This is a genomic window from Halopenitus salinus, from assembly GCF_042662125.1.
Classification (GTDB): Archaea; Halobacteriota; Halobacteria; order Halobacteriales; family Haloferacaceae; genus Halopenitus; species Halopenitus salinus.
In genome coordinates this window covers 542,080-560,664 of record NZ_JBHSXL010000009.1, presented here as the reverse complement: position 1 = coordinate 560,664, position 18,585 = coordinate 542,080, and the positions used below count along the sequence as shown (strand labels likewise).

21 protein-coding genes are annotated in these 18,585 nt (G+C 69.0%); 12 read left to right on the top strand and 9 right to left on the bottom strand.

Annotated features, from left to right (window positions below):
- The first annotated feature begins 43 nt into the window (after positions 1 to 43).
- From ACFQE9_RS12305 to ACFQE9_RS12295, 3 genes are all read left to right on the top strand, one after another.
- Entirely contained in the window at positions 44 to 421 is a 378-nt protein-coding gene (locus ACFQE9_RS12305) for a DUF5798 family protein (protein WP_379744986.1), read from the top strand.
- 75 nt (positions 422 to 496) lie between these two features.
- A complete protein-coding gene (locus tag ACFQE9_RS12300; RefSeq protein WP_379744982.1) occupies positions 497 to 1,129 on the top strand; it encodes a DUF7504 family protein in 633 nt (210 codons plus the stop codon).
- Positions 1,130 to 1,195: 66 nt separating this feature from the next.
- Complete coding sequence (locus ACFQE9_RS12295; protein ID WP_379744979.1) at positions 1,196 to 1,660, top strand: SLOG cluster 4 domain-containing protein; 465 nt, start codon at positions 1,196 to 1,198, stop codon at positions 1,658 to 1,660.
- 70 nt (positions 1,661 to 1,730) lie between these two features.
- Here ACFQE9_RS12295 and dph2 read toward each other — a convergent pair whose 3' ends face one another.
- Positions 1,731 to 2,774, bottom strand: coding sequence for a diphthamide biosynthesis enzyme Dph2 (dph2, locus tag ACFQE9_RS12290; RefSeq protein ID WP_379744976.1), 1,044 nt, complete (start codon positions 2,772 to 2,774; stop codon positions 1,731 to 1,733).
- A gap of 128 nt (positions 2,775 to 2,902) precedes the next feature.
- Between dph2 and ACFQE9_RS12285 the strand changes: the two genes are divergently transcribed.
- The 5 genes from ACFQE9_RS12285 to ACFQE9_RS12265 all read left to right on the top strand — a co-directional run bounded on the left by ACFQE9_RS12285 (position 2,903) and on the right by ACFQE9_RS12265 (position 6,341).
- Positions 2,903 to 3,583: an alpha/beta hydrolase gene (locus ACFQE9_RS12285; RefSeq protein WP_379744973.1), complete on the top strand. Its 681-nt coding sequence runs from the start codon at positions 2,903 to 2,905 to the stop codon at positions 3,581 to 3,583.
- Between the two features lie 79 nt (positions 3,584 to 3,662).
- Entirely contained in the window at positions 3,663 to 4,037 is a 375-nt protein-coding gene (locus tag ACFQE9_RS12280; RefSeq protein ID WP_379744970.1) for a YlbF/YmcA family competence regulator, read from the top strand.
- Between the two features lie 47 nt (positions 4,038 to 4,084).
- Complete coding sequence (locus tag ACFQE9_RS12275) at positions 4,085 to 4,855, top strand: creatininase family protein (RefSeq protein WP_379744967.1); 771 nt, start codon at positions 4,085 to 4,087, stop codon at positions 4,853 to 4,855.
- A gap of 74 nt (positions 4,856 to 4,929) precedes the next feature.
- On the top strand, positions 4,930 to 5,688 hold the full coding sequence (locus tag ACFQE9_RS12270) for a MinD/ParA family ATP-binding protein (protein WP_379744964.1): 759 nt from the start codon (positions 4,930 to 4,932) through the stop codon (positions 5,686 to 5,688).
- 23 nt (positions 5,689 to 5,711) lie between these two features.
- A complete protein-coding gene (locus ACFQE9_RS12265; protein ID WP_379744961.1) occupies positions 5,712 to 6,341 on the top strand; it encodes an RAD55 family ATPase in 630 nt (209 codons plus the stop codon).
- Positions 6,342 to 6,385: 44 nt separating this feature from the next.
- On the opposite strand, the gene ACFQE9_RS12260 is transcribed toward ACFQE9_RS12265, so the two are convergent.
- The 3 genes from ACFQE9_RS12260 to ACFQE9_RS12250 form a co-directional block, all read right to left on the bottom strand.
- Positions 6,386 to 7,429 carry a sodium:calcium antiporter gene (locus ACFQE9_RS12260; protein ID WP_379744958.1) on the bottom strand — a complete coding sequence of 348 codons (1,044 nt, stop codon included), beginning with the start codon at positions 7,427 to 7,429 and terminating at the stop codon, positions 6,386 to 6,388.
- Positions 7,430 to 7,431: 2 nt separating this feature from the next.
- Complete coding sequence (locus ACFQE9_RS12255; protein ID WP_379744955.1) at positions 7,432 to 7,692, bottom strand: hypothetical protein; 261 nt, start codon at positions 7,690 to 7,692, stop codon at positions 7,432 to 7,434.
- A gap of 123 nt (positions 7,693 to 7,815) precedes the next feature.
- Complete coding sequence (locus ACFQE9_RS12250; RefSeq protein ID WP_379744952.1) at positions 7,816 to 8,787, bottom strand: FKBP-type peptidyl-prolyl cis-trans isomerase; 972 nt, start codon at positions 8,785 to 8,787, stop codon at positions 7,816 to 7,818.
- Positions 8,788 to 8,970: 183 nt separating this feature from the next.
- Here ACFQE9_RS12250 and cyaB point away from each other — a divergent pair, with 183 nt between their 5' ends.
- Positions 8,971 to 9,570 (top strand): class IV adenylate cyclase, encoded by a 600-nt coding sequence (gene cyaB / locus ACFQE9_RS12245; RefSeq protein WP_379744949.1) that lies wholly within the window; start codon positions 8,971 to 8,973, stop codon positions 9,568 to 9,570.
- 31 nt (positions 9,571 to 9,601) lie between these two features.
- Here cyaB and ACFQE9_RS12240 read toward each other — a convergent pair whose 3' ends face one another.
- Positions 9,602 to 10,327 carry a uracil-DNA glycosylase family protein gene (locus tag ACFQE9_RS12240; protein WP_379744946.1) on the bottom strand — a complete coding sequence of 242 codons (726 nt, stop codon included), beginning with the start codon at positions 10,325 to 10,327 and terminating at the stop codon, positions 9,602 to 9,604.
- A gap of 121 nt (positions 10,328 to 10,448) precedes the next feature.
- Between ACFQE9_RS12240 and ACFQE9_RS12235 the strand changes: the two genes are divergently transcribed.
- Complete coding sequence (locus ACFQE9_RS12235; RefSeq protein WP_379744943.1) at positions 10,449 to 10,595, top strand: DUF7550 family protein; 147 nt, start codon at positions 10,449 to 10,451, stop codon at positions 10,593 to 10,595.
- Between the two features lie 131 nt (positions 10,596 to 10,726).
- Here the strand turns inward: ACFQE9_RS12235 and ACFQE9_RS12230 are convergent, their stop codons facing one another.
- The 4 genes from ACFQE9_RS12230 to ACFQE9_RS12215 all read right to left on the bottom strand — a co-directional run bounded on the left by ACFQE9_RS12230 (position 10,727) and on the right by ACFQE9_RS12215 (position 16,317).
- The gene (locus ACFQE9_RS12230; protein ID WP_379744940.1) at positions 10,727 to 11,956 is read right to left on the bottom strand and encodes an ABC transporter ATP-binding protein; all 1,230 of its coding nucleotides are present in this window, start codon (positions 11,954 to 11,956) and stop codon (positions 10,727 to 10,729) included.
- Positions 11,957 to 12,105: 149 nt separating this feature from the next.
- Positions 12,106 to 14,349 carry a phosphoribosylformylglycinamidine synthase subunit PurL gene (gene purL / locus ACFQE9_RS12225; protein ID WP_379744937.1) on the bottom strand — a complete coding sequence of 748 codons (2,244 nt, stop codon included), beginning with the start codon at positions 14,347 to 14,349 and terminating at the stop codon, positions 12,106 to 12,108.
- A 100-nt stretch (positions 14,350 to 14,449) separates the two neighbouring features.
- Entirely contained in the window at positions 14,450 to 15,877 is a 1,428-nt protein-coding gene (locus tag ACFQE9_RS12220; RefSeq protein WP_379744933.1) for an FAD-dependent oxidoreductase, read from the bottom strand.
- A 128-nt stretch (positions 15,878 to 16,005) separates the two neighbouring features.
- The gene (locus tag ACFQE9_RS12215; protein WP_379744930.1) at positions 16,006 to 16,317 is read right to left on the bottom strand and encodes a hypothetical protein; all 312 of its coding nucleotides are present in this window, start codon (positions 16,315 to 16,317) and stop codon (positions 16,006 to 16,008) included.
- Between the two features lie 188 nt (positions 16,318 to 16,505).
- On the opposite strand from ACFQE9_RS12215, the gene ACFQE9_RS12210 reads away from it, so the two are divergent.
- Positions 16,506 to 17,189, top strand: a complete 684-nt coding sequence (locus ACFQE9_RS12210) for a PHP domain-containing protein (protein WP_379744927.1) — start codon at positions 16,506 to 16,508, stop codon at positions 17,187 to 17,189.
- Positions 17,186 to 18,436, top strand: coding sequence for an asparagine synthase C-terminal domain-containing protein (locus ACFQE9_RS12205; protein WP_379744924.1), 1,251 nt, complete (start codon positions 17,186 to 17,188; stop codon positions 18,434 to 18,436). Before ACFQE9_RS12210 ends, ACFQE9_RS12205 begins: the two co-directional genes overlap by 4 nt.
- Positions 18,437 to 18,585 lie beyond the last annotated feature (149 nt).

Here is an 18,585-nt window from a genome sequence, read left to right as displayed (position 1 = left end):
CGAGAACGGAAACGCACTCAAGGCCTCGGGAACATCGGTGGGTATGGGACTCGGAGGCACGGCCAAGAAGATCCAGACGTTGGCGGACAAGGCCGAACAGACGTACAAGCGACTCAACGACCTGCGCGACGAGGTCGAGGAGACCCAACGGACGGTGACCGACACCGCAGAGCGGGTCGGTCACCTCGAGACCGAGATGGCCGAACAGCGCGCCGTCCTGGACGCCGTCGCCGAGGAGGTCGGCGTCGATCTCGAGGCGGTCAGCACGGACGCACACATCCACGAGGCCGAGGAGGAGCCGACGAACGAAGCGGAGAACGGCGCCGACACGCCGAAATCGACCGGAACTGCAGGAGACACGACGGCTGACGGCACAACAGCTACCGACACACCGGCCGACGACACGGGAGACGGCGCCTGAGCGAGCCGCGGACCGGGCGGGCGGTGGCGGGCCGAACGGGATCCGTTTCTTACCGTTCGGGCTCGATGTGTAACCATGTCCCCCGACTCCGAACCGGGCGGACCCGACGAACGAACGCGTGCGCCGGGTATCGATCCCGGCGAGAACGCGCTGGTCGTCGATCCGCCGGTCGACGCCCGCCCGCCCTCCTCGCCACCGTCCGACGTGTGGTCGTCGTCGACTCCGCTCGACGCGCACGTTCTTTGGGTCTCCCTCGTTCGAACGCCGCGCGCGTGCATCGAGCAGTGGAATGACACCTTCAAGTTCGAACCGAAGGCGGGTCGGATCGTGACCCCGAAGCGCGACGGGATCGACAATCCGGATCCGATCGTCGACGAATCGCCCTTCGAGGTCGTGACCGTCCGGTCCGTCGGCGACCTGACGACTCTCGGCGTGCGAATCACCGAGGCGCTACGCGAGTGGCACGACGAGGACGTCCCCATCGTCGTCCGCTTCGAGTCGATCTCGACGCTCCTGCAGTACGTCGACCTCGATCGGACCTGCCGGTTTCTCGACCAGGTGACCGGACGGTGTGTCGCCGTCGACGCGCTTGCGTGGTACCACCTGGCGGCGGACGCCCACGACGAGGATACGCTGGAGCGGCTCTACGGCCTCTTCGATGCGCTCTTCGAGGTGGCCGACGGGGAGTGGACGGTTCGAAGACGATGACCCAGGACGACCGACGACGATGATCCGGGTCGAAGAGGCTAAGCCGCGCGCACGTCGAGGCCGGGCATGCGCGTGAGCGTCATCGGGGGGAGTTCGATCGACGAGCGGGCCGAGTCGACGGCCGAGGCGGTCGGCCGCGAGATCGCCGATCGCGGACACACGGTGGTCTGTGGCGGGCTCGGCGGAACGATGGAGGCGGTCTGTCGCGGCGCCAGGACGGCGGACGACCCGGGGGAGACGATCGGGATCCTTCCGGGCGACCGCCGGGACGCGGCGAACCCGTTCGTCACGACGCCGATCGCGACCGGGATCGGCCACGCGAGAAACGCCCTCGTGGCGATGAATGGGGACGCGATCGTCGCCCTCGACGGGGGTCCGGGAACCCTCTCCGAGATCGGAATGGGCGCGGTCTACGACAGGCCGATCGCCGGGATCGGGACACACGAGGTGGCGTGGGTCGAGGCGGTCGAAACGCCGGTCGCGGCAGTCGATCTCCTGGAGAAAGCGGTGGGGAACTCGAGGAAGGCGTAGGCGGGAGGCGTAGACGAAAAGTACGCCCGGGAGGGAGCGTCCCTTCCGACCGCGGCGAGCCGGAGGCGGGCTACCAGGTTCCGTGGAACGTGTCGAACTCGATCTCGTCGAGCGGCCGCTCGCCGATCGCGGCCTCATACTCGCCGGGCGTCAACATCGGCTTGTGGAACTGTGGGCCGTCGTCGGTCGTGATCCGGGGACACCCGGTGTTGACGAACGCGTCCATGTCGAAGTTGCGCAGGCGGTCCGGGGTCACCTCGTCCATGGTGATGAGGTAGGCGTCGTCGTTCGCGTCGACGATCTCCTGGGCCCGCTCCCAGCGACCTTGGCCGATCTTCGTACAGAAGATCACGCCCCAGTTGTCGGCGTCCATCGCGCGGTGAACCGCGCCGTACCGCTGTTTGAGGAACTTCTCGTGGTCCGCGATCTTCACGACGTTGTTCACCGGATCCGCGATCACGACGCGTTTGTCCGGATGCTCCATCGCGAGCCCGAGCGGGTGGAACTTGCCGCCGCCGACGTAGAGGACCTGATCGGCGTCGATGTCCGCGGACGCGTAGTTGCACCCGAGGACCTGTCCCTCCTTCGTGAGCCGGTCGTCGCCGCGACGCGTGTGGACCTCGTAGTCGCGGGCCTCCAGCCACTCGGTCATCTCCTCGAACCGATTCATGTGCTGGGCGGTGGTCACGAGCCCGACGTCGGGGTCCTCGGCGGGGTCCGCGAGCTCCTCGAGCGACTCCGCCATGATGTCGAAGGGGTCCACGTTCGAGAACAGGGGAACGTAGATGATCTGGTCCGACTCCTTCATCGGCGTGTGGCCGAAGTGGACGAAGACGTCGGTCCGCCGCATCAGGTAGGTGTCGAGGTCGCAGGCGCCGTAACACGGCTGGCCCGAGATCATGAAGGTGACGTCGTCGGGGGCCAGCTCGCGGAGGTCGTCGGCGACCCGCGGACCGCGACGCTTGAGCCCCTCCGGGAACTGCAGCCCGACCTTCGAGGCGTCCCGCTCCTCGATCGCGTCGATGACGCGCTCGAGCTCGTAGTCCCACTCCCGATCGTGTTTGAGAGCCATCCCGGTCCGCGTGAGATCGCCCTCCGTTGACCCGCCGCTCATGTTCGCTCGATAGCGCCCCACGACGGTTAAATCGCGCGTTCGACGGCGACGCGCCGGTTCGACGTTCCCCACGGGATCGCCCGTCGCGAGCCGATAGGCACATCCCGTGTCGCGGCCAATCGGTCCCCATGGCCGATCTTCCGCTCGAACACGTCCACATCGAACCCGAGAAGCCAGCCGGTTCGGACGGCTCCGCCGACAGCGACGCCGGCAGCGCGCCGGCGGTCTTCGTCCTCCACGGTCGCGGCGCCGACGAGCAGGACCTCCTCCCGATCGCGAACGAACTCGGCGACGACCGCCACGTGATCAGCCTGCGCGCGCCCGATCCGTTACAGGGTGGCTACACCTGGTACGAGCTCGATCTGTCCGCGGGCGGGCTCGAGAACAGCCAGCCGGACGCCGAGGACTTCCGTCGGAGCCTCGATCTGATCGACGAGAGCGTCGAGGCCGCGATCGACGCCTACGACCTCGACCCCGACGCGATCGGGGTGTTGGGGTTCAGCCAGGGCGCCATCACGAGCATGAGCCTCCTGCTCGAGGAGCCGGAGCGGTTCGCCTGGGTGGTCGCCTTACACGGCTACCTTCCGGAGTCGCACGCCGACCTCGAGCCCGACGGGATCGCGGACAAGCCGGTCTTCGTGGGCGCGGGCGCCGGCGATCGGGTGATCCCGGAGTCCCGTTCGAGGGCGGCGGCCGACCGACTGGAAGCGATCGGCGCGGACGTCACCTACGGGAGCTACCCCGGCGGCCACGGCGTCGGTCGCGGGGAGCTTTCCGACGTCGTCGCGTTCCTCGAGTCGAATCGGTGAGGGGGTCGAGGCGATCGAAAAGCCGCCTCCCGCCGCCGCGTCCGGCAGGTTGAAACCGACTCGCGCCGAAGGGAGAACCATGAGCGTCGAATCGGCGTCCATCGAGGATCTCGGTCGCGAACTGGGCGAGCGGATCGCGGAGCTTCCGGAGTACGAGCGGTTCGACGAGGCCCGCACCGCCGTCGAGAACGACGAGGCGGTCCAAGAGAAGATCGACGAGTTCGAGCGGCTCCGCCAGGAGTTCACGGCCGCACGCCAGACCGACCAGGCGACGAAGACGGGGCTCCAGAAGGTCCAACGCGCCCAACAGGAGCTCCACTCGATGCCGGCGATGGCGGAGTACCTGGCGGCGCAGTCGGCGCTTTCCGACCGGCTCGAGCGCATCAACGAGGCGATCTCCGAGCCCCTCGCGGTCGACTTCGGCGGCGAGGCCGGCGGCTGCTGTCACGATTGATCACCACCGGATAACGTATTTGGCCTCCCGCGTGAGTGGGTAGTACGATGTACCTCGGAGACGTCGCCTGGCCGGACCTCGAGGAGTACTTCGAAACGGAGTCGTTGGCCCTGGTCCCGCTCGGCTCGACCGAGCAGCACGGTCCGCACCTCCCGGAAGCCACGGATCACCTCATCGCCGAGGCCTTCGCACGGGAGGCCGCCGACAGGACCGGCTACCTCTGTACACCGACGATCAACGTCGGCGTGAGTCCTCACCACAAGCAGTTCCACGGGACGATGTGGGCGGACGCTCCCGTCTTTCGGGACTACGTCGAGTCGATAACGCGAAATCTGGCGTACCACGGCATCGACCGGGTCATCTACGTCAACGCCCACGGGGGGAACGTCGAGCATCTCCGTGAGGTCGGGAGGCGACTGCGTGATGACGAAGTGCTGTATGCGATCGAGTGGATGTGGGACGAGAGCATTCCGGACCTCGTCGACGATCTCTTCGAGCAGAACGGCCCGCACGGCGGGCCGAAGGAGACGTCGATGATCCAGTATCTCGACCCGCAGTTGGTCCACGAGGACCGGTTGGAGGACGCACGCGACGGCGGCGTGGCGAGCGTCGAGGCGTCCGAGACGGTCAAACACGGGTCGCGGACGTTCTTCGATGCGGCCGACAACACCGAAAACGGCGTCCTCGGCGACCAGACGGACGCGACCGCCGAGAAGGGAGAACGGCTCTTCGAGGCGGCGACGGACCAGCTCGTCCAACTCGCGGAGTGGCTCGCCGGTCGGGACTTCGAGGATCTGCTGCCGAGAGACCACGTGTAAGTCGGGACCCGAACCAGGGTACTCACGCCCCACGGGTCGCGAACCCTTTTATCCGATTCCGACCCAGCTGACCCGTGAGCCGACCTCGACGTCCCACGATCGCCGTCGCCGGCGGAAAGGGGGGCTGTGGGAAGACGACGACCACGCTCGCGCTCGCACGCGCGCTCCCCGGGCGAGTCCTCGCGATCGACGGGGATCGCGACCTGCCGAACCTCCACGCGCTCGCGGGCGTCTCACGCGAACGCGATCCCACCGGGGAGAGCCGGGACGGAACGATCCCGATCGAGACGCGGTGGGACGTTCGGATCGCCTCCGTTCCCACGACCTCCGGGACCGAACGGCTCGACTCCGATCCCCGATGCCACCTCGCCCGTCTCGCGAACCGACCGCGAGAAACGGTGCTGATCGATGCCCCCGCGGGCGCGAGCCCGGACGCCGCCGCGCCGCTTGCGGTCGCGGACCGGACGCTTCTGGTGACGACGCTCTCGCCGCCGGCGCTGTGTGATACGGTGAAGACGGCGGCGATGGCGCGACGCCTCGGGGCGCCCCCGCTCGGCGTGGCCGTCACACGCGCGAGCGACGCACCCGAGGGGACGGCCGCGGTCCTCGACGTGCCGGTTCTCGGGACGGTTCCGGCCGTGGCGCCGCCGGTCGTGAGCGATCCCCGCGTCCGTGAGGCGTATCGATCCGTCGCGAGTCGGATCGTCGACGTCATCGAAACCCCCGACGCCATCGAGACCACGGAAGCGACCGGATCCCGGACGCATGACGCACGGCCGACGTCCGACGGACGTACCGGCCGAAAGGGGCGCGCTTCGCCGATAAGCAATTAACGCTGGGACGCCTCGTGGAACGTATGGCCAGGCTTCCGACGGGAATCTCCGTGCTCGACCGCGAGCTCGGCGGCGGGATCCCGAGCGGAAGCATCGTGGCGCTCACCGCGCGGCCGGCCAGCCAGGCAGAGCTGTTCCTCTACGAGCTGACGGCGGCCCGCGGGACGCTGTACTTGACGACGATCCGTTCGGAGGAGGCCGTCAGGGACGGACTCGATCGAACCACGACGCAGGTCGGATCGCCGACGATCCGCGACATCGGCGGCGATACGGCTCTCGATCTCGATCACGCCAACGACCTCATCGGCACGCTGCCCGAGGAGGCGAACCTCGTCGTCGACGCCGTCGACCCGCTCGAGCGCCACGAGACCTCGAGATACCGACGGTTCCTCAACTCGCTGCAGACCCACATGATGAACACCGGAAGCGTGGCCGTCCTCCACGCGATGAAGGGGCGGGACGTTCCCCAAAACAGGGATCTGACCGAACACGTCGCCGACGTCGTCTTCGACCTCCACACGGAGGTCACGTCGAACGAGGTGATAAACCGGCTCGCGGTACCCAAGTTCCGCGGCGGATCGGCACTCGAGGAGCCGGTGAAGCTGAAGCTCGCCGAATCGGTCACGATCGACACGAGCCGCGACATCGCGTGAACCACGGGGGCGACGGCCGATAAGGCGCCTCATCACCCGCCTCATCACGCGGGCCGCAACAGCGAGGTCACGCCGACCGTCTCCGCGATGACCCACGCGACGAAGAGCCCGTAGGCCGCCAACAGCGCGTAGGACTCCGGATCGTTCACGGATAGATCCATCCTGACGAGCGCGAAGAGGAACACCGTCGCGAGCGTGAGGACCCCCATCATCGGCGCGGCGACGGCGAAATCCACCGTCACGGTCCCGACGATCAGGACGCCGGCGGGGATCGCAACGAGGAGGTCGAACGTGTTCGACCCGAAGACGTTTCCGAGGCTGGTGAGGCCGTTTTCGGCCCGCGCCGACCGGACGCTCACGATCGCGTCCGGGAGGCTGGTCGCGGCCGCGACGATCGTCACGCCGGCCAGGAACTCCGAGACGGAGAAGGTCGCGGCCATCGACTCGACGCCCGCGACCAGTTGCTCGACGGCGACCAGGATCGCGAACAGCCCGGCGAAAAGCAGCATCCACTGTCGACGGACCGAGACCCCCTCCCGGTCGGGGACGACCTCGTGGTCCTCGACGTCCTGCCACTGGATGAACAGGTACAGGCCGTACAGCGCCAACGGGATGGCCGCGAGCGGGCGCGTGATCTCTCCGACCAGCGTCGTGCCCGTCTCGCCGGTGGCCGGCGCGTAGATGACCGCGAGCGCGAAGGTCACGACGAGCGCCGAGACCGCGATCATGTAGAACTGGGCCTCCTTGTAGACGATCTCCCGGTTCGCCTCGAGGTCGCCGTCGGCGGCGAGTCCCGACAGCGCGGGGATGACGAGCACGTTGAAGATCGCGGAGCCGACGATCGCGCCGACGCCCATGTCGAAGGTGCCGGCGAGCGCGGTGAAGACCACGCTCGAGAACTCGGGGAAGCTTGAGCCGACCGCGACGACGATCGATCCCTGGATCACCGGCGGAAGGCCGTAGTACCCGGCGAGCGCGTCCGCGGACCGCTCGAGCCACCCGCTGGCGATCCAGATGGCACCCGTCGCGAGCGCGATGAGAACGAGCGCGCCCGCGGTCGATCCCAAAAGTAGTCCCTCGGACGCCATGGTCACCCCAAAAGCGCGTATGCGATCGTCGCGACCGCGACGACGACGGCGAGGATCGCCCAGTTTCGCGTCGTGTCCAGCTCGCCGTAGGGTCCGCCCCGCCGGGTGAACAGGTAGGCGAGGTAGACGGCGATCGGCGAGAGCCGGTGGAACGTTCCGGGGTCGGGGACCGCGGTGAATCGAACGAGGAGGGTGACGCCGACGGTCGCGACCGCGACGGTCGCGGCCACGGTCACGTCCTCGCGAGCGTCGTCGAGGTCCATACCCGGTGCTGGGCGCGCGAGGAATCAAAAGATCCCGGTTTCGGGTTCGAACCGAGTTCGAGTCGGATTCGATCCGGGTTCGAACCGGATCTCTTTGCGTCTAAGCTCGGTCGGTCCGGGCGTCTACGCCTCGTCGGCCTCGACGTCCTCGAGCTCCTCGGCCAGCTCGTCGGCGTCGACGTCGACGTCCTCGAGGGCGTCCTCGATGTCGCCGGCACCGGCGCCGCCCATGCCGCCCATCATGCCGCCGAGACCGCCCATGCCGCCGCCCTCGATGACCTCCTCGATGACGACGCGGTCGAGGTCGAGCCGGTCCATGAGGTCCTGTGCGACCTGCTGTTTCTGGAACATCCACTGCTGGTTCATCTGCATGCCGGGGGAGGCCTCGATGTAGAGGACGTCCTTTTCGACCGTCTCGGTCTCGGGCTCTCCGTCCTCGTCGTCGGCCGGAACCTCCTCGTCCTCCTCGACCGTCTCGATCCGGACCTCCGGCTCCTCCTGGAGGTACATCCCGAGGAGTCCCTGGGCCTTCTGGCCGCGGTCCTCGATGATCTCGAGGATCTCGTAGTCGTACTCGAGGTCCTCGCCCGCGAGCGGGTGGTTGAAGTCGACGCGTGCGCGGCCGCCGATGATCGTCTCGAGGCGACCCTGGCGGCCGTCGATCTGGATCTGGGCGCCGGGGTAGCGCTCGTCCTCGCCGATCTTGTCGGCCTTCACCGTCTCGACCTCGTCGGGGTCGTACTCGCCGAAGGCCTCCGTGGCGGGGATCTCGACCGTCCCCTCGTCGCCGACCTCGGCGCCGATGAGCGCGTCCTCGACGGTCGCGAAGACGTGGCCGGCGCCGACGGCGATGATCCGCGGCTCGAAGTCGTACTCGTCGGTGTCGATGTCGGCCTCCTCGGCCGTCTCCTCGTCGGTCGTGTCGATGACCTGTCCGTCGTCGAGCGTCCGGATCGTGTAGGCAATGCGGACGAAATCGGCGTCCTGCAGGCCGGCCGCGTCCCCGTCCTGCTCGTCGGCCTCGACGGCCTCGGCGTCGGTCGCGTCGGCCTCGGTGTCGGCTCCCGTCTCGTCGGCCTGCTCGTGATCGCTCATGCCCGAATCATCTCCCGTTGCACCCTTAAGGCGCACGGTTCCACCTCGTTCGCGTGTGAGCCGTTCACGTCCGAGGATCCGCCGTCTCGACTCGCGGTCACGTTCGGCCGCCGAGCAGGCCGAGTTCGCGGGTGCCCGTCGACGAGCGGCGCGTTTTTACGCCGTCGAGGCGCTCGATGGGACATGTACGAGGTCGAGTTGAAGGTCGCGGTCGACGCCGCGAGGACGCGCTCGCGGCTTCGCGAACGGGGGGCCGAACGGCTCGAGACGGTCCGACAGGTCGACACCTACTACGACGCACCCGACAGGGACTTCGCGGAGACGGACGAGGCCCTTCGGATCCGCGTGGAACGTCCCCTCGAGGACCCCGATTCCTCCGAAGATGACCATCGATCCGACGCCGAGGAGTCCGTCCGGATGACCTACAAGGGTCCGCTGATCGACGCGGGCTCGAAGAGCCGCGAGGAACACGAGACGGGCGTCGACGACGGGACGGAGGCGGCGGCCATTCTCGAGGGGCTCGGATACACGTCCGCGGCGACGGTCGAAAAGCGCCGGGAACGATACGCGCTCGAGGGGTACACGCTCACGCTGGACCGGGTTCGCGACGTCGGCGAGTTCATCGAGATCGAACGCGAGGTCGCCGCGGAATCCGACGTCGGACCGGCCCGCGAGAGTGCCGAGGCGATCCTCGAGACGCTCGAACTCGACCCGGAGGAGCAGATCCGGACGTCCTACCTCGGCCTGTTGCTCGCCTCGAGGAACACCGAGGAGGGGGAGTAGTTCGTCGAAACGGCGAGCGTCCCGTCCGTGTTCACCGAACGAGATAGGGGTCGTCGCCGGCGATGAACCGTCCGAGATCCGTCACGCGGCGGTAGTCGGTGCGCCGGAGTTCGCGAAGCCCGGCCACCAGCCGCTCGGCGTCCGAATCGGTCCACTCGCGAGGGTCCTTGACCGGCACGACGAGCCAGCCGGAGCCGCGGATCTCCGTTCCGTGGAGCGCGTCCATCTCGAGGTCGATCGAGCGCGCCCGCGCGGTGTACTCTTCGAGGACGTGTTCCGTCGCCCGCCTGCCGACCGGAAGGAGCACGTGGGCGGCGATCGCCCGAAGCTCCGCGTCGAAGAAGGGCTCCATCCCGGCGTAGTCGTCCTCGGTCGGCTCCCCGTCGGACACGCACATGTGGAGGTACGACAGGAACGTCCGGTCGACGACGAACGGGTCGTCGCCGTCGTGTGAGGGAGTCGACACGCCGCCGTCGGTCGTCTGGGCGGGAGTCGGGTCGTCGACCGTTGTTCCGGCGGGAGCCGCTTTCCCGTCGTCGATCGACCGGATCAGTCCCGCCTCCGCCAGGGCCTCGAGGAACGCGGACGACCAGGGCTCCCCGGTGAACGGAACGCCGGTCGCGGTTCCGCCGTGGACGCCCGGGTGGTCGCCGACGACGTGAAAGTCGGCGTTGGCGTCGCCGAACCCCGGAACGGACGCCGGGCAGTCGGGCGTCATCCCGAAGGGGTTTCGCGTTCGGTCGGTGACGTTCTTCACGCGGGCGAATAGGCGACCGGACGCCAAAACCGGTTCGATCGCGGGTTGGACGCGATCGCGAGCCGGAAGCGATCGCGGCGGATCGGGAGCGCTTTTGTGTGTCGGCTCGCAACCTCGGGACATGACCGATCACTCCGACGAACCCGACCCGAACGCGCGCGTGACCTCCCCGATGCAGGAGTTCGGCCGCACGGAGGTCACGACCGGGCTCGTGGTGTTGCTCGTGGGACTGACAGTCGCCTACCTCGTTCCGGCGCTTCTGTTGTGAGCCCGGGCGTCCGAGCGACGCCGACGCCCCCGCGTTGAGTCGACGTTCCCGAGAACGACGCGTCTCCCGAGGACCGAGACCCGAACGACTACGGCTCTCCCTACCGCGATCCGAACCACGCCGTTTCCCCACTATCGCGGGTACCACGCGAGCGGATGGTCGGCCACGAGATCGACGGTGACGGACTCGTCGAGGTCGAACTCCTCGGAGTGGTTGTGCAGACAGTGAACGGACTCGCCGGAGTCCAACTCGACGCGATAGATGAACGAGGGACCGACGTACTGCCTGGAGACGACCGTCCCGTCGGCCGTCTCCTCGCTCGTGGGCGAGGCTCGCAGGTCGTCGGGTCGAACGAGCACGTCGACCGGCGCGCCGTCGTAGACCGTGTCGTACCCCTCGAGGGTGGCGGCGTTGAACCGGCCGACGCCGGTCTCGACGGCGCCGTCGCGGAGGTGGCCCTTCAGGAACGCCGCCCGGCCCAAAAAGGAGGCGACGAACTTCGATTCCGGCTGTTCGAACACCGACTCCGGGGTGCCGATCTGCTCGAGTTTCCCGTCGGACATCACGGCGATCCGATCGGAGATGGAGAGCGCCTCCTCCTGGTCGTGGGTGACGGAGACGGCGGTGACGCCGGCCTCCTTGAGGATGCGGCGGACCTCCTCGCGCATCTCCACGCGGAGCCGGACGTCGAGGTTCGAGAAGGGCTCGTCGAGGAGCAGGACGTCCGGCTCGGGAGCCAGCGATCGGGCGAGCGCGACGCGCTGTTTCTGGCCCCCCGAGAGCTGATCGGGGGTCTTTTCGCCGTGATCGGACATGTTCACGAGATCCAACAGGTCGTCCACCCGCCTCTCGGTCGCCGAGCTCGAGGCGTCCGTGAGGCCGAAGGCGACGTTCTCGCGCACGGAGAGGTGCGGGAACAGCGCGAAGTCCTGAAAGACGATCCCGACGTCGCGGTCCTCCGGATCGACGCAGCGGTCGGGGTCGGCCACTCGGGAGCCGCCGATCGTGATCCGCCCCTCGCTCGGCGTCTCCAGTCCGGCGATGAGCCGCAACGTCGTGGTCTTTCCACAGCCGGAGGGTCCGAGTAGGGTCAACAGCTCGCCGTCACGGACGGCCAGATCGACGCCCGAAACCGCGGATTCGGACCCGAACCGCTTGTGGACCCCATCGAGGGCCAACACCGTCTCGCTGCCGGCGGCGATCGGTCGGGACGCGGTCTCCGAGCCCGCTCCCGCCGGCTCCGATCCCGCGGTCGAGGTCGCACTCGATGCGGCGTTCGAACTCGACCCGGCGTCCGGTTTCGACGAGGAGGCGACGTCGGCGTCGACTGCCCCGCGAGTTCGTGACCCTTGCTGTGACATGGACGAGTTCCCACCACGGAATCCGCGTGGTCGTTGCCCGAAGATCTTTTAGGAAACCCTAAAAACGTGTCGCTCGCGGTCAACGAATCCGCGGCGAGCGCACGGACGCGGCGGAGTCGGTCGAATCGGCGACCAGTCTCCGAGTCTCCTCACGCGATCTCGCGCTCGAGCACGTCGCGTCGGCTCCGGATCGACTCGGCCGTCGCCTCGAGGCGGTCCTCGCCAACGGTCAACGCGAGTCGTCCGTCGGTCGTCACCGATCCGAGCCGGAGGACGGGCACGTCCCCGGCGAGCTCGGCGACCGCCTCGGGGTCCGTTGTCTGGACGACGAGCCGGCCGGGCGTCTCCTCGAAGGCGGCCACGCGGTCCGGCAGCTCGACGTCGACGCCCGCGTCGTCGGTCACGAGTTCGGCGAGGGCGACGGCGAGCCCGCCGTCGCTCACGTCGTGGGCGGCGACCGTCGAGTCCGCGCGCGCGATCCGCGCGAGCGTGTCGACGAGATCGGCCGGGTTCTCCGACAGCGCCGGGAAACGGTCGCTTCCGCCGGCTCGCGCGAGATACTGCGACCCGCCGAGCGCACCGCCGCCCTCGCCCACGAGCAGGAGATCGGACTCCTCGGCCACGTCCGCATCGAGCGCGGCCGGCGGGGCGTCGTAGCCGCGCTTCGTGCCGATCATCGCGAGCGTCGGCGTCGGCGGGATGGGTCCTGCCACGCTGTCGTTGTACAGCGAGACGTTCCCGCCAACGACGGGAGTCTCGAGGGAGTCGCACATCTCGGCCAATCCGTCGACGATCGCCTCGAAACCGCCGTAGACGTCGGGTTTCTCCGGGTTACCGCCGTTGAGACAGTCGACGGCCGCGAGCGGGACGGCGCCCTTCGCCGCGAGGTTCGTCGCGTTCTCGAGGGCGACCGCGCGGGCGCCGCCGTGGGGATCGGCCGCCGTCCAGTCGGGGTTGGCGCCCGAGGAGAGCGCGAGTCCCACGCCCGCGCCCTCGGCGTCGTCGGTCGAATCGGGGCCATCGCCGGCTCCGACGTCGTCGTCCGCACCGGCGTCGCCGGCCGCCTCCCGGATCGCCATGATCGCCGCGTCGTCGCCGGGACGCAGCGCGGTCCGGGTGCCGACCTCGTGGTCGTACTGGCGGTAGACCCACCGCTTGCTCGCGGTCGAGGGCGCCGCAACGACGGCCTCGAAGGCCGCCTCGAGTTCGACGTCGGGGAGATCGCGGGAGGGTTCCGAAGGCTGCTCGGACTCGAGGTCGTTCATCGGGGCGCCGTCCGCGAGAAACTCCGCGTCAACGTCGACGACCGTCTCGCCCTCGAAGGTACAGGTGTAGTTCCCCTCCGTCACCTCGCCGATGACCGAACAGCCGAGGTCGAACCGGTCGGCCAGCTCGCGGACACGCTCGACGTCCCCGGGGGCGACCTCGTAGCACATCCGCTCTTGGGACTCCGCGAGGAGGATCTCGAGCGCCGACATGTTCGGCTCGCGCTGATGGACGCGCTCGAGCTCGATGTGGGCGCCGAGTCCGCCCTTCGCGACGAGCTCCGAGGAGGCGCCGCCGAGGCCCGCCGCGCCCAGATCCCGGGCGGCGAGGACGAGGTCCTCGTCGACGAGCGCCTCGTTGCACTCGATGAGCAGCTTCTCCGCGTAGGGGTCGCCGACCTGCACCGCGGGCCGGTCCTCGGTCTCCGCGTCCTCCGCGAGGTCCTCGGAGGCGAAGGAGGCGCCGCCGAGGCCGTCCCGTCCGGTGGCGTTGCCGACGAGCACGAGCTTGTTGCCCGGCTCCTCCGCGACCGCGGTCACGAGACGGTCCTCGTTCGTGAGGCCGACGCAGGCCACGTTCACGAGCGGGTTGCCCTCGTAGCCGTCGTGGAAGGCGACGCTGCCGCCGACGGTCGGGACGCCGATGCAGTTGCCGTAGTGGGAGATGCCCTCGACGACGCCCTCCAGCAGGTACTTCGTGTGGTCGCGGTCGAACGCGCCGAAGTACAGCGAGTCGAGCAGCGCGATCGGATAGGCGCCCATGCTCATCGTGTCGCGGACGATCCCGCCGACGCCGGTCGCCGCGCCGTCGAAGGGATCCACGTAGGAGGGATGGTTGTGGCTCTCGATCCCGAAGGTGACGTAGGTGTCGCCGTAGTCGTCGGCGTCGCGGTCGCCGGGGGCGTCGTCTGCGGCCTCGGGGGTCGGCAGGGCCAACACGGCGGCGTCGTCGCCCGGACCGACGACGACGGCGTCTCCCTCGCTCTCGAAGGCGCCGAGCAGCGGCCGCGAGGACCGGTACGCGCAGTGTTCGCTCCAGAGGTTTTCGAACAGCGCGGCCTCGGCCGGGGTGGGATCGCGGCCGAGCTCCGCGCGGACGAGATCGGCGTCCGGATCGGACAGGCTCATTCACCTGTATGGTCACTTGGTGCGTTCTAATGCTTTTTCATGTGCACGTACGTGGATAGGCTCCGGCAGTGGAAGCACGCCGTAGACGGCGATCGGACCCTCACGGAGCGTCGAGGGACCCGTTGAGAACCTTGGCCGCGACGAGCACGGGGTCCCAGACGGGGCTGAACGGCGGCGCGTACGCGAGGTCGAGCCGCTCCACGTCCGCCACGGTCATCCCGGCCTCGAGCGCCGTCGCGATCGTGTCGATGCGTATCGCGGCACGGTCGGTTCCGACGATCGCTCCGCCGAGGAGTCGTTCCGTCTCCCGATCGGCGACCAGCGTGACCGCCGTCTCGGCGGCGCCGGGGTAATATCCCGACCGCGAGGAAGCCGTGATCGTCTCGGAGACCGGATCGAACCCGGCCTCGCGCGCCCGGTCGCGGTCGACGATCCCGGTTCGAGCGCACTCGGTCTCGAAGGCCTTCACCGCGGCCGTCCCCGCGATCTCCCCGACCGGGGTCGGGTCGCCGGCCACGGTCGCACCGATCGCACGCCCGGCACGGTTGGCGGTCAGCCCGAGGGGGACCCACTCCGGCTCGCCGGTGACGGCGTGGCACATCTCCGCGCAGTCGCCGGCGGCGTAGACGTGCTCCCGGTTCGTCCGCCCGTAGTCGTCGACGGCGATGGCGCCGGAGTCCCCCAGTTCGACGCCGGCATCCTCGATCGGCCCCGTGTTGGGTCGGATCCCGATCCCGATCAGCGCGAGGTCGACGGGGATCCGCTCGTCGCCGGCGACGACGGCCTCCGCTCGCCCGTCGCCGACGATCTCGTCGACCGCGGTACCGAGGCGTACACGGACTCCCCGTTCGCGCAGCGTTTCGATCACCCGCTCGCTGGCCGTCTCGCCGAACGGGGGCAACAGGCGATCCGGCCGCTGGAGGAGGTGGACGTCGAGGTCGTACGCCTCGAAGGCCTCCACCATCTCGACGCCGACGTATCCGCCGCCGACGACCGCGACGGCCTCCGGAGGTTCGCGGGTCGCGTACGTCTCGACGCGGTCGCGATCGACGTACTCGCCGTCGACGGCGTCGGGATCGATCTCCGCCGGCGGCGTCAGGAAGGCCCGAACCGCCGCGGCGGCGTCCATGTCGTGCATCGTGAACGCGCCCTCGAGGTCGGCCCCGTCGATGGGTCCGTCGACGGCGCGCGCGCCGGTCGCGACGAGCAGGTCGCCGTACGCCTGATCGTACCGCTCCGAGTCGGTTCGAACGCGCACGGTCTTCGCGTCCGGATCGACGCCCGTGACCTCGTGCCCCCGCCTGAGGTCGATCCCCCGCTCTACGATCTCCGCCGGCGACAGCGACAGCAGATCCGACAGCGACTCGACCTCGCCCTTCACGTAGTAGGGCATCCCGCAGTGGGCGTACGACACCCATCGCCCCCGCTCGAGAACGACGACCTCGCGGTCCGGTGCCTCGCGTTTGAACTTGCTCGCGGCGCTCAACCCCGCCGCGTCACCGCCGACGATCACGAACGGATCGGCCATGCCCGGACGTTCGTACCCCCGTCACCTAACTGTTCGAGTTACCCCGAACTAACCGCCCCGTTCGGCTTCGATTTCAGTTCGATCCGACTCCGGGTTGAGGATCGATCCGACTCCGGTTCGAGGGGCGATCAGGTCTCCTTCGCGTATCGGTTCGCGTCGGCGATGGTCTTGAAGAGGGCGCCGATCAGCCCGCCGAAGAGCAGCGCCCCGGCGATCACCACCACGACGAGCCCGATGACCATCCCCGTCGCCTCCCGGATCGTCCCGCTGAATCCCACGAGGAACTCGGGCGAGAAGAAGACCGCGAGCCCGACGGGCAACAGCAGCCAGCCGAACAGGAAGACGACGATCAGCCGGCGCATGTCGGGGCTCAACGCGTAGGCGAACGCCGCCTCGAACCCGACCGTCCGGTCCGCGAGCGCGTCATCGACGTCCGTCATGTGTGGCCCGACTACGTCGCGGGGCATAATCGTACCGGCGGGGCCGGAGACGTCGACGACAGGATCGATGTCCTCGGTGGGGAGACCGCGATGTCCTCGGTGGGGAGACCGAAGGCATCGACGACCGGGGCGATGCCCTCGGTGAGGAGACCGGGGTTCTTTTGTGGACCACTCGCGTACGGTCGGGCGTGTTATCGGTCGAGCTGCACACCCACTCGGAGCTGTCCCACGACGGCCGCGATCCGGTCGACCTCCTCGTCGAGCAGGCGGCGGCGGTCGGCCTCGACGCCCTCGCCGTCACGGACCACGACGAGATCGACGCCTCCCGTGCCGCGGCGGAGCTGTCCGCCGAACACGGACTCGTCGGGATCGTCGGGATGGAGGTGACGTGTGCGGCCGGCCACGTGCTCGCGTTCGGCATCGACCGTGCGATTCCGGCGGGGCTCTCCTACGACGAAACCCTCGCGCGTATCCACGACCAGGGGGGAATCGCGGTCGTTCCTCACCCCTTCCAGAAGACCCGTCACGGGGTCGCAGCCCACGTCACGGAGGAACAGCTCGCGAGCGCGGACGCGATCGAGGTGTACAACTCGCGGCTGTTGACGGGCCGGGCCAATCGGAAGGCCGAGCGGTTCGCGGTTGAACACGACCTTCCGCAGACCGCCGGCAGCGACGCACACATCTCCGAGATGGTCGGACAGGCGGTCACGGAGGTCGACGCCGACGAGCCGTCCGCCGAGGCGATCCTCGAGGCGATCGCGGAGGGACGAACCAGCGTGGTCGGGAGCCGAACGCCCTGGCACGTCTCCTTCCGGCAGGCGGCCGGCGGGGCGAAACGCCGCGTGCTCCGCCGACTGCGGTCGGTGCGATGACGGCACACGCCGACCGACCGACCGGCTCCGACGACGCCCGGCTTCGCGGCGCCACGGCCGAGGCGATCGAGGACGCCATCGACGACGCCGACCCGCTCCCCGGCGGGAGGGGGTTCGCGGGCCGGCTCGTCCTGAAGCCCGAAACGGATCGTGGAGACGAACACGGCGCGGAGGAACCCGCGCTCGTCCGCGACGTCCTCGGACGCGAACCCCTGTTCGTCGAGGCGGAGTGCCCGGATCCGACGGCTGAGGGAGCGTGGGCGTTCGATCGACGGGCGCTCGAGTCGCCCGTTCCGGTTTCGGCGGGCAGCGTCGTGACCGCGTCCGGAAGTCGGACGATCTGGACGCTCCCGGAGCCGGCCCCCGCTCCCCCGGAGACGGCGCAGGCGGCGGTCGACGACGCCGTTCGGGCGGCGATCGGTCGCTCCGGCGACCCTGGAACCGATAGCGGGGGCAAATTCGGTGTGGAAGGCGGGGACGTCGCCGTCGCCTTCTCCGGCGGGATCGATTCGGCGCTCGTCGCGAGCGGCGCCCCGGACGCGCCGTGTTACGTCGCCGGATTCGAGGGGTGTCACGACGTCGAGGCGGCCCGGGAGGCCGCAGGGGCGATGGGACGCGAGGACGACCTGCGGATCGTCGAGGTGACACACGACGACCTCGTCGAGGCCGTCCCGGGGCTGGTCGCCGCGACGGGGCGGACGAACGCGATGGACCTCTCCATCGCCATCCCCCTTTACCTCGTTGGTCGTGCGGCGGCCGCGGACGGACACGATCGGCTCCTTCTCGGGCAGGGCGCGGACGAGCTGTTCGGCGGATACAGCAAGGTGGTCGAGCCGGCCGACGACCACCGGGTCGAGGCGGAGACGGTACGCGGCGCACGCGACGAGACGGTGGGGTCGCTTCCCGGCCAGCTCGCGCGGGACGTCCCCGCGATCCGCGTGGCCGGGATCGAGCCCGTTACGCCGCTTTTGGCCGACCCGGTCGTCGACGCCGCGCTCCGACTTCCGGGTGAACTGCTCGCGACGCCGGACGAGCGGAAGATCGCGCTCAGGCGGGCGGCGTCGGGACTCGTCCCCGATCCGGTTCGGCAAGCCGACAAGAAGGCGCTCCAGTACGGCACCTACGTCTCGCGGGAGCTCGACCGGCTCGCACGTCGAGCCGGATTCAAACGGCGAATGGACGACCACGTCGGCAAGTACGTGGCGTCGCTTCTCGAGGACGCCGGGATCGACGCCGGACCCGGATGAGGGATCGACGTCGGATTCGGGTGAAGGATCGACGCCGGACCCCGGTGAAACGATGATCGCGGGCGACCCAAGTCGGAGGGCGAACGAACGTCATATAAATGGATGATATTGGTTCTCTAAACCCCGGTTAGAGACATCGTACATTCGAT

Excerpts from the sequence above, each read along its gene's own strand:
- ACFQE9_RS12305 (WP_379744986.1), top strand. The coding sequence starts at position 44 with ATGGGACTCGGAGGCACGGCCAAGAAGATCCAGACGTTGGCGGACAAG.
- ACFQE9_RS12300 (WP_379744982.1), top strand. The coding sequence starts at position 497 with ATGTCCCCCGACTCCGAACCGGGCGGACCCGACGAACGAACGCGTGCG.
- ACFQE9_RS12295 (WP_379744979.1), top strand. The coding sequence starts at position 1,196 with ATGCGCGTGAGCGTCATCGGGGGGAGTTCGATCGACGAGCGGGCCGAG.
- dph2 (WP_379744976.1), bottom strand. The coding sequence starts at position 2,774 with ATGAGCGGCGGGTCAACGGAGGGCGATCTCACGCGGACCGGGATGGCT.
- ACFQE9_RS12285 (WP_379744973.1), top strand. The coding sequence starts at position 2,903 with ATGGCCGATCTTCCGCTCGAACACGTCCACATCGAACCCGAGAAGCCA.
- ACFQE9_RS12280 (WP_379744970.1), top strand. The coding sequence starts at position 3,663 with ATGAGCGTCGAATCGGCGTCCATCGAGGATCTCGGTCGCGAACTGGGC.
- ACFQE9_RS12275 (WP_379744967.1), top strand. The coding sequence starts at position 4,085 with ATGTACCTCGGAGACGTCGCCTGGCCGGACCTCGAGGAGTACTTCGAA.
- ACFQE9_RS12265 (WP_379744961.1), top strand. The coding sequence starts at position 5,712 with ATGGCCAGGCTTCCGACGGGAATCTCCGTGCTCGACCGCGAGCTCGGC.
- ACFQE9_RS12260 (WP_379744958.1), bottom strand. The coding sequence starts at position 7,429 with ATGGCGTCCGAGGGACTACTTTTGGGATCGACCGCGGGCGCGCTCGTT.
- ACFQE9_RS12255 (WP_379744955.1), bottom strand. The coding sequence starts at position 7,692 with ATGGACCTCGACGACGCTCGCGAGGACGTGACCGTGGCCGCGACCGTC.
- ACFQE9_RS12250 (WP_379744952.1), bottom strand. The coding sequence starts at position 8,787 with ATGAGCGATCACGAGCAGGCCGACGAGACGGGAGCCGACACCGAGGCC.
- cyaB (WP_379744949.1), top strand. The coding sequence starts at position 8,971 with ATGTACGAGGTCGAGTTGAAGGTCGCGGTCGACGCCGCGAGGACGCGC.
- ACFQE9_RS12235 (WP_379744943.1), top strand. The coding sequence starts at position 10,449 with ATGACCGATCACTCCGACGAACCCGACCCGAACGCGCGCGTGACCTCC.
- ACFQE9_RS12230 (WP_379744940.1), bottom strand. The coding sequence starts at position 11,956 with ATGTCACAGCAAGGGTCACGAACTCGCGGGGCAGTCGACGCCGACGTC.
- purL (WP_379744937.1), bottom strand. The coding sequence starts at position 14,349 with ATGAGCCTGTCCGATCCGGACGCCGATCTCGTCCGCGCGGAGCTCGGC.
- ACFQE9_RS12220 (WP_379744933.1), bottom strand. The coding sequence starts at position 15,877 with ATGGCCGATCCGTTCGTGATCGTCGGCGGTGACGCGGCGGGGTTGAGC.
- ACFQE9_RS12215 (WP_379744930.1), bottom strand. The coding sequence starts at position 16,317 with ATGACGGACGTCGATGACGCGCTCGCGGACCGGACGGTCGGGTTCGAG.
- ACFQE9_RS12205 (WP_379744924.1), top strand. The coding sequence starts at position 17,186 with ATGACGGCACACGCCGACCGACCGACCGGCTCCGACGACGCCCGGCTT.